This window comes from Okeania sp., from assembly GCF_983059655.1.
This window is the reverse complement of record NZ_CEZPJD010000278.1, coordinates 1-9,482: the sequence shown is the minus strand read 5'-3', so window position 1 is coordinate 9,482 and position 9,482 is coordinate 1. Positions and strand designations below refer to the sequence as shown.

7 protein-coding genes are annotated in these 9,482 nt (G+C 34.5%); 4 read left to right on the top strand and 3 right to left on the bottom strand.

The window, feature by feature from the left end; genetic code table 11:
- The 3 genes from AC3DU7_RS16400 to AC3DU7_RS16390 all read left to right on the top strand — a co-directional run.
- Nucleotides 1–4,476 (top strand): nSTAND1 domain-containing NTPase (locus tag AC3DU7_RS16400; RefSeq protein ID WP_488040398.1); only part of this gene is annotated, 4,476 nt, incomplete at its 5' end.
- Between the two features lie 59 nt (nt 4,477–4,535).
- The gene (locus AC3DU7_RS16395) at nt 4,536–4,790 is read left to right on the top strand and encodes a type II toxin-antitoxin system RelN family antitoxin (protein WP_488040397.1); all 255 of its coding nucleotides are present in this window, start codon (nt 4,536–4,538) and stop codon (nt 4,788–4,790) included.
- Nucleotides 4,780–5,040 (top strand): type II toxin-antitoxin system RelE family toxin, encoded by a 261-nt coding sequence (locus AC3DU7_RS16390; RefSeq protein ID WP_488040396.1) that lies wholly within the window; start codon nt 4,780–4,782, stop codon nt 5,038–5,040. Before AC3DU7_RS16395 ends, AC3DU7_RS16390 begins: the two co-directional genes overlap by 11 nt.
- A 204-nt stretch (nt 5,041–5,244) precedes the next feature.
- Here AC3DU7_RS16390 and AC3DU7_RS16385 read toward each other — a convergent pair whose 3' ends face one another.
- On the bottom strand, nt 5,245–5,574 hold the full coding sequence (locus AC3DU7_RS16385) for an element excision factor XisI family protein (RefSeq protein ID WP_488040395.1): 330 nt from the start codon (nt 5,572–5,574) through the stop codon (nt 5,245–5,247).
- A 245-nt stretch (nt 5,575–5,819) separates the two neighbouring features.
- On the opposite strand from AC3DU7_RS16385, the gene cobI reads away from it, so the two are divergent.
- Nucleotides 5,820–6,518 (top strand): precorrin-2 C(20)-methyltransferase, encoded by a 699-nt coding sequence (cobI, locus tag AC3DU7_RS16380; RefSeq protein ID WP_488040394.1) that lies wholly within the window; start codon nt 5,820–5,822, stop codon nt 6,516–6,518.
- Nucleotides 6,519–6,741: 223 nt separating this feature from the next.
- Here cobI and AC3DU7_RS16375 read toward each other — a convergent pair whose 3' ends face one another.
- Nucleotides 6,742–7,377 carry a response regulator gene (locus tag AC3DU7_RS16375; RefSeq protein WP_488040393.1) on the bottom strand — a complete coding sequence of 212 codons (636 nt, stop codon included), beginning with the start codon at nt 7,375–7,377 and terminating at the stop codon, nt 6,742–6,744.
- Nucleotides 7,378–7,945: 568 nt separating this feature from the next.
- Nucleotides 7,946–9,181 (bottom strand): sensor histidine kinase, encoded by a 1,236-nt coding sequence (locus tag AC3DU7_RS16370; RefSeq protein ID WP_488040392.1) that lies wholly within the window; start codon nt 9,179–9,181, stop codon nt 7,946–7,948.
- Nucleotides 9,182–9,482: the final 301 nt, after the last annotated feature.

The window sequence follows — 9,482 nt, the reverse complement described above, 5'->3', positions numbered from 1 at the left end:
TTGACTATTTCTGAAATAAAAAATCATCTTTTACAAGCTGTTAAGTCTGGTTTAAAGTTGGCGATTTTTAATGCTTGTGATGGTTTGGGTTTGGCTTATCAATTGGCAGAAGGTGAGGATTTACATTTACCACAAATTATTGTGATGCGGGAAAATTTACCTGTAGCTATTTCTCCGAAGTTTCTCCAATATTTTCTGGAAAATTATACTCAAGGTTTGTCTTTATATAGTTCTTTGCGGTCGAGTCGGCAAAGGTTACAAATATTAGAAAAAGATTTTCCTTGTGTGAGTTGGTTGCCTGTTTTATGTCAAAATTCTGCCGAAATTCCTCCCCGTTGGTTGGAGTTGGGAGGAAATATTAAGAGTTCTCCCTATAAAGGATTGAGTGCTTTTACTGAAAATGATACTGAGATATTTTTTGGCAGGAAAGTGTTGACTAATTCTTTGTTGAAAAAGGTGAAAAGGCAAAATTTAGTTGCTGTAATTGGTGCTTCGGGTAGTGGGAAATCTTCCTTGGTTGCTGCTGGTTTAATTCCTCAATGGTTGGCTCAAACTACGGAAATTTTACCTCGTTTTGTCGTAAAAATTCGTCCTGGTTTTCCTCATCCGAATCCTTGGGAAAATTTGGCTGAGGAATTGGGGAAAAATTCACCTAATTTAATTGCAAATGATTTAGCTTTTTTGGAATTGGTGGGAAATTTGGAGGCTAATTCAGGGGAATTGGCTAAATGTTTAACTGGTATTGTCCAAGAAAAGAAAGGTTGTCAAATTTTGTTGGTAATCGACCAATTTGAGGAACTTTATACTTTATGTTCTGAGGAGAAACGTCGGTCATTTTTAGCAGGTTTGGTTAATGCGGTTCGGGATGATAGTTGGAAGGTTGTTTTGACTTTACGGGCAGATTTTTTGTCTCAAGCTTTGGATGAAGATTTGGGTAATATTTTTGATGAACGGGATAAGTTAATTACTCCTATGAATGATGAGGAATTAAAAGAGGCGATCGCTCTCCCTGCTGAAAAGTTTGAAGTGGAATTTGCCGATGAGTTAATTAACAGAATGATTCAAGATTATCGGCAAAATTCCGGTCATTTACCCATGCTGCAATTTGCTTTGGAGGAGTTATGGAAAAAGCAAAAATATGGAGTAATTTCTCTGGCGACTTATGAAGAAATTGGGGGTTTAACTCAAGTTTTAGGGGATTATGCGGAAAAGATTTATTGTCAGTTAAGTCAGGAGGAAAAAGAGCAGGCGCGATATATTTTTACTCAATTAGTACAACCTATAAGTCAGGAAAAATCGGGAGAAGTTAGTCGTATTGCTACTCGGAAAATTGCGAGTTTTGCAGATATTGGTAAGGAAAATTGGCAGTTAGTAATTAAGTTTGCCGACGAGCGTTTGGTAGTGACAAATAAGGAAAAAGATGTAGCTTCTGTGGAGTTAATACATGAGGTTTTAATTACTGCTTGGAGTAGGTTAAAAAATTGGATAGAGCAAGATTGGGAATTTCGACGTTGGCAAGAGAAATTAAGGGATAATTTGAGTCAGTGGGAACAGGAAAAGAAGGATGACTTTTTGTTGCAAGGAGGTTTGTTAAAGGAGGCAGAAAGTTGGTTGGAAAAAGGAGAGCAAAAAATTCCTGATAAAGAGAGGAGGTATGTTGAGAAAAGTAGGAAAAGACGGGAGAGGGAGCGGCAAAAACTTATTTCTGGGTTGACTGGTGGTTTGGTGATGGTGTCATTATTTGCTGTGGGAGCGGTGTGGCAATGGCAACGTGCGGAAAGACAAAGTTTAATTAATGAAGTAGATAGTTTGAGTAATTTAGCATTAAATCAATTTCAGTCTGGGGAAGGTGGAATTAGTGCTTTAATGACGGCGATGGATGCAGGGCAAAAGTTGAAACAATTGGTTAAAGATGGTGAAAAGTTGGGGAATTATCCGACTACTCGTCCTTTGTTGGCGTTGCAGACTATTACTAGCAATATTCGAGAGAAAAATCTGTTTCAGAGTGACGATGAAACTATTACTAGAGTTTTGTTTACTCCTGACGGTAAGCGAATTGTTTCATCTAGTTCGATAGGCAATAATGGCAAAGTAATAATTTGGAATCTAACAGGAGAGAAAGTTACTAAATGGGAGCTACCTGAAAGGCGAAGAATTCACTATTTAGCAATTAGTCCTAATGGTAAATATATTGCTACTATTGCCGGAAGAACAGGTACATTCTATATTTGGGATTTTTCTGGAAAGAAAATAGCAGAATCATCACAGTTAGTTGATGGATATTCAATGGTTAAATTTAGCCTAGATAGCCAGTATATTGCCGTAACATCAACACTAAAAGCTGAGGTAGATTTTTTTGATTTATCAGGTAAGAAAACTAAAGAATTAAGAATTGATGGTAGTGGAACTATACATAGTTTAGAGTTTACTACTAATGGCGAAGAGATTGTCATAGGAAATGCTGTTGGTATGGTGCAATTTTGGAACCTAAAAACCTTGCAAAAAATTAGAGAATTTAAAGCTAAAACCAACCAAGTTATTGAAATAGATATTAGCCCTGACGGACAGCAAGTATTAACTTTGGGAGTAGATATTAATTCAGATAAAATTGTTGGTGTTTCACCCAAAATTTGGGATTTATCTGGTAAAAAAATAGCAGATTTAGGTTTCTTTTTTGAATCTATTACTACTCTAGGTATTGTTGGAGATGTTAGTTTTAGCCCCGATGGTAAACAAATTGCTGTAGCAATTCCTGGTGAAGGAGCAGTCAAATTTTATGATGCTACATCAGGAAAGCTCACTGCTAGCTCAACAATAAGTTTTACTTCTGGTTATAGTTTAAACTATAGTCCTGATGGTCAAATAATTACTATTTCAGGAGCAGAGGGAATAAATTTGTTAAGTAATAAAGCCAAGTTTTATGTCGTAGAATTACCTACTAATTATGAAATAGAAACTACGCAAATGAAAGAAAAAGGCTTTATTGATTTACAGTACAGCGCAGATGGCAAAAAACTTGTGGTAATCAACAAATATCCTAAGTCTAATTATGTCGATATTTGGGATTGGCAACAAGGGGAAAACATCAGAATTAACTATGGTGATTTTGCAGAAAATGAAATGTTGAGTAGTTACTTCACCTCTGATAATTTTTTTGAAAAAGCTGTTTTTGCTAGTATGACTCCTGATGGTAAATTTATCGTACTTGTTACCAAGGAAGGTATCCAAAAACTTGATTTAGAAGCTAATTTAATTTCCCAATTAAAAACAAATGTTAGTTCGGAAGAAAGACTATTAATGACTTGGTTTGGAGGAAAATATAAGGCTGATAGAAAATATAGTTCTAATTTAGATGGCAGCAAGATAGCTACAATTGGCACTTATGGTGAGTATTGGGAAAATATTCTACGTTTTTGGGATTTATCGACACAGGAAGTCAAGCAATTTAAAAATAATTCCCTTTCTCCAATTATTGGTCGAGTTTTAGTTAGTCCGAATGGCAAATATATTCTTACTATTTCATCAGGTATAGGTAAACTTTGGGATGCTTCTGGAAACTTACTCAATCCTTTAGATGTAAATGGAAAGTCCTTACAAGGGGATAAATTGTCCATGCTAGCTATTCTATTGGATGTCAAAAAAGAAAAAGTTGGTTTTCGTGAGAGAGTAAGAATACTGGATATCTGGCAAAATTCTACAGCAGAGGAAGCAGGTTTAAGAAGCGGGGATAAAATTCTAGAAATAGATGGTCATAAAATTTCTGACACAAAAAATATAGATGAAATAAACACTTTACTTCTAGGAGAAACTGGTACTCCTGTAAAACTTAAAGTTGAAAATCGTAGCAGTATAAAAATTGAAGAAAAAACTGTTCTTAGAGAAAAATTTATCTATGATATAAACAATTTTCTGCTGTTTACAGGAAATATGGCAAAATTTAGCCATGATAGTAAATATTTGGCAACATGGGATTTAGGAAATCAAAATTTATCCTTGATAAATATCAAGACTAAGAAACTTGTTGAAATTAATCATCAAGGCAAAATTGTGGGTGTATTTTTCAGTCCTGATAATCAACTATTGGCAACAGCAAGTATAGATTATTCAATCAAAATATGGGATTTTTCTGGAAAGCTAATTAGCAATATTAAACTGGAACAAATTCCTAGTGGTGCCCTGACTTTCAGTCCTGATAGTCAACAAATTGCGGTTTTAGGTCATCCCAATGAATTAAGCATCTGGAGTATTGACGGACAACAAATTGCTAAATATACAATTCCCGAAGAAAATCAAGGTCAAATAGTCTTTTCCCCCGATGGTAAATATATAGCAACTGGTCAAAGCAAAGTATTTATTTGGCAGAATAAAAACTTAAACGAACTATTAGCAACAGGATGCGATTGGTTGCAAGAATATTTAACTACTCGCCCCCAAGAAAAAGAGAAATTAAAAGTGTGTCAAGAGGGTTTTAAATAGTTATATCGTTTTTTGATAATATAATATAATTGACCAAAACCACTATCATAAGAAAACAAATGAAAGCCATTGAAGTAACAGGAACTCTTGATGAAAAAGGGCAATTATTCCTCGATAGCCCTATTGAAAATTCAGCTCCACTAAAAGTGCGAGTTATCGTACTTTTTCCCGAAGTAATAGAAGAAAATGAACCCGATCCAGACGATACTCCAGTTGAAGAAATAAAAGCTAGTCTCAGAAGAGCATTACAACAAGCAAAATCTGGACAAACTAGACCAATTTCTGAATTATGGGAGAGGATAGATGCAGAATGAAACCAACCCAGTTTCTATCATATTCTCAGATGAATTTGAGGAAAAATTGTATAGATTATCAAAAAAATATCGACGCATCCGCTCTGATATTGAACCAGTTATCGAACAAATACAAAGAGGTAATTTTCTTGGCGATCGCCTGACCGGAATGGGTGAAGATTTTTTCGTATTAAAAGTGAGAGTCAAAAATAGCAACATTCAAAAAGGGAAAAGTGCTGGTTATCGACTCATTTATCAAGTTGAGTCATAAACTAGCGTACTTCTATTAACAATTTACTCTAAAACGGAACGAGAAGATATTAGTCCTAATGAAATTAGCAATATCTTAGCTGAATTTTATGCTTCAGAGAATGAATAAATGAACTTGAATTTGATAGTTTCTTAAATGGAGCGATCGCTTCAAAGCAGTCGCCAAGCGTTTCAGATGCTTTATAGCTTTTTTATAGATGATAAATTAGGTGGCCATTTCCAAATAATTTTTATGTTGAGGATGTATAAAATTCAAAGTAATATTCTTCTGAGAAATTCCCATCTCTACCAATTTTTCTACTATTGATTCTTCCGTATCATTACATTGAATAATAATACTATCACCAACAATATCAATATGTACAGCACATTGATGAATACGCTTATATTTGTACCATCCCACCCACAAAACCAGATAACGCATTCTTTCATCATCAAAAATTAGCTCAATTTGTGAATCTTCATCTTTGAGATATTCATATTCACAGAGAATTTTTTTCACACATTGCCTGTAAAAATCTATTGTATTATCCATTGTAAATCTGACTCCGAAAAAGAGAAAATAATTAGTTTCAAATTGAATTTTTTAACCGCTGAATGCATGAGTTTTGACTTCATTGAATGATGCGATTACTGTATAACCTGATCTTATATGAAACATTTTTTTATACCTAATTATATTATGTCCGGATAATAAGTGCTCAAAAAATTTTCTTCCTTCTGCCTTTCTTCCTATAAAGTGCAAGTATTCAACCAGACATGATATTAAGTGGATTTGATATGACAGAATTAGGACGACTGTATGGATTAGGTATTGGACCTGGTGACCCAGAGTTGCTGACCTTGAAAGCACACCGAATTTTGACTACTGTTCCGGTAATTGCTTACCCTATTTCTGAAAATGGTAAGGCTTTGGCACGGGCGATCGTTTCGGACTTTATTCCTCCCGACCGGATAGAAATTTCTATGTCTTTACCGTTTGATTTCAAGCGATCGCCACAACCTTATTATGATATAGCTGCGGAAAAGATTGCCGAACACTTAAAAATAGGGACAGATGTGGCGGTGTTGTGTGAAGGGGAGCCAATGCTTTATGGTTCATTTATGTATCTTTTTCAGCGACTTTCGACACAGTTTCCTACTGAAATTGTACCGGGAATTTCTTCTACAATGGCAAGTGCTGCTATGCTAGGCGTGCCAATTACTCATGGCAATGATGTATTGAGTATTATCCCTGCTACTTTGGATGAAATTACTTTGAGCGATCGCCTTGCTGCTGTTGATGCGGCGGTTATTATTAAATTAGGGAGGCATTTTACCAAAGTCCGTAGGGTTATCGATCGCTTGGGGCTATTAGATAGGGCACTTTATATTGAGAGGGCAACTCAATCAAATCAACGAATTGTTGACATTACTGAGGTTGAGCAGGATGATGTTCCTTACTGGTCTTTGATTTTGATTCCCAGTCAAATGGAGTAGGGGAGTCATTTCAGTTATCAGTTATCAGTTATCAGTTATCAGTTGTGGGGGAGAGGGGGAGACACGGAGACGCGGGGGAGTAGGGGGAGAGGGGGAGAGGGGGAGACACGGAGATAGAGAAAGATTTCGTAATGGCGTTGAGGTGGAACATTTTCTTCTTCCAACCTGTACTGGTGTTAACAATAGTTAACGCCCCTACTCCCTACTCCCTACTCCCTACTCCCTATCCTGATAAAATTGAATGGGCAAAAATAGCAGCTTGAGTGCGATCGCGTAAATTTAACCTCCTGAGAATATTAGTAATATGATTTTTTACAGTCTTCTCAGAAATATAGAGAGTTTTGGCTATTTCTCGATTATTTGCACCAGAAGCAATTAATTTTAAAATTTCTTGTTCTCTTGGTGTTAATTCTTGCCAATTTTGGGGAAGGTTACTAACCGGAATTTTCATTTGAGAAATAGCTTTTTTACCTATGCCAGGTCCTAGTTGTGTATAACCTTTAAATACAGCTTTAATTGCCTGACCTAATTCTTCTGAGGGTGTGTCTTTTAGTAAATATCCTGCTGCTCCATATCTCAATGCTTGAGTGACATATTGGTCGTCGTCAAATGTGGTTAATATTAATATTTTCACTTCTGGGAAACGCTGACAAATCTCTTTAGTTGCTGCTACTCCATCCATTATTGGCATTCGTACATCCATTAAAACTACATCTGGTTGTAGATTTTCTATTTGATTTATTGCCATTTCTCCATTTTCTGCCTCTCCTACTATTTGTAAATAATTTTCTAACTTTAATAAAGCTTTTAATCCACGTCGGATTAAATGTTCATCATCAACTAATAATACTTTAATCATAATTTATACCAATTTTATCTAAGGGAATAAGGAGTCGGAATACCGGAGCAGGGAGACCGGAGTCGGGAGCTAGGAGAATAAAGAAATTTACTTAGGGTCAGTTTTTTTCCAATACTTTTAATTTTACTTACAGCGCTTTTCATTTGAGTAGACCACAAAATTATTTTTGGCACTTAGAGTAGGGAGTAGGGAGTAGGGGGTAGAAAAATGCTTTTGGGTTGCCCATACTAACTGTAGTCTATCCATGTGAAAAGCGCTATAAATATATCAATACTAATTTCTGATATAAAAGCAATAAATTAATAGCTGATCGCTGACTGCTTATACCAATTTGATAAATGTTTGCTACAAATAGCTAGGGTATTTCTGAGAATTTCCGTTTGTCATGCTCCGCAAACAGAATCCAGAATTCAGGAGCCAGAATTAATAGATTTAATACCAGTTTTCAGTTCGTAAATTCTCTTTTTTGTCAAAGGGACATTTCCTGCAAAATCTTTTTATTGTACTTATTATTCGTAACATTCTTTTTTTTAATTGGTATTACTTCTAAATTCTAAATTCTTGAACTTTAGTTTATACGAATCAAGGGAAAATTAGCAATTATTTTACATCCTGTATTAGGAAAGGTAATAATCTCAAATTTACCTCCTAATGCTAGGGCACGTTCTTGCATTCCCTGTAAACCAAAACCAGTAGTATTTTGGCTTAAATTAAATCCTCTGCCATTATCTTGAATGATTAAATGTAATTTTTCTGTGGTAAAAATATTAATTTCTACAGTGGTGGCTTCAGCATATTTATAAATATTAGTTAATGCTTCTTGAACTATACGATAAACGGCAATTTTCAGTTCATTATCAGGAGAATAATTGAGATTTATATTGCTCGTTGGTAAAATACCTGTAGATTTATGAAAATCTGCTATTAAAGTAGCGATCGCTGATTCTAGGGATTGATTTTGCCACCAATTAGACCGTAGAGCTGCTACTGACTGACGAACTTCATTTAATGCTTTTGAGCCTAGTTGTTTGGCATCTGCTAAAAATTCTATTGATTCTTGTGGTTCGGATTTTCTAAGCTTCCAAGCTGCTTCTAAATTAACATTTAAAACTGTTAAATAATGCCCTAAAGAATCGTGAATTTCTCTGGCAATCCGATTTCGTTCTTCTAAGGCAGCAATATTTTCTATTTTTAGGGCATATTGTCGTAGTTTTTCATTGGCAATTGCTAATTGTTCTCTACTTTTTCGTTCTGACATTATTGCTTTTACTAATAATTGTAAGAAAACTATTACTAATCCAAATAAAATTATTGAACTTAATATAACTAAGATAAATCTTTCTCTAGCAAATAATGGTAATCTTGTTAGTTTGTGTAATTTTTGAAGTTGGATAAATGTAAATAAAGAAAAAACAAATATATTAATAATTAAATTCTGTTTTCTTTCAAAAATAAAACAATCTCGAATTACCAAAATTATACATAAAATTGGAGATAGACGCAAATTACTCAGAAATGACATTAAAATAATTATACCAATTTCGACAGTAGTATAAATAATTTTATTTGAGCGGGATTTATTGATAGGTAAAAATAGTCCCATCAGACTAAATACTAACAGGAGAAAAAGATTAATAGAGAGTGAATTAGAAACTTCTGTTTTGTGAATATGTCGCATTCTTCGCCGACCACCATAGAGAGGAAATTTTAAAATTTCACTCATAGCAATAATAGTCAGCAAAATCCATTCTAAGTAGAGTAAAAAACGGATTGGGTGTTTAGTTATTTTGGGTAAAATATTCATAATTTATTTCATTAAAACTCCGATAAATTGCAAACTAAATAATGCTAATCTACTAAATTTTGAGGCGTTGCTGATTTGATTTATGAAATTCAATTAGTGGTAATTTTTCACTCAAAAAATAGTTGGAATTATATCTATCTATGATTCTAAGGTCTCCAAAAAACTATTTTATACCTACTAACTTGCTCCTCCTGAATCAGCGTAACACACTGAAAATAAAAATCTAGATGGTGCGTTAATGAAATGTAACGCACCCTACTGGATTGTTTCATCTTAAATGTTGCAATAGAAAATTGGCTAG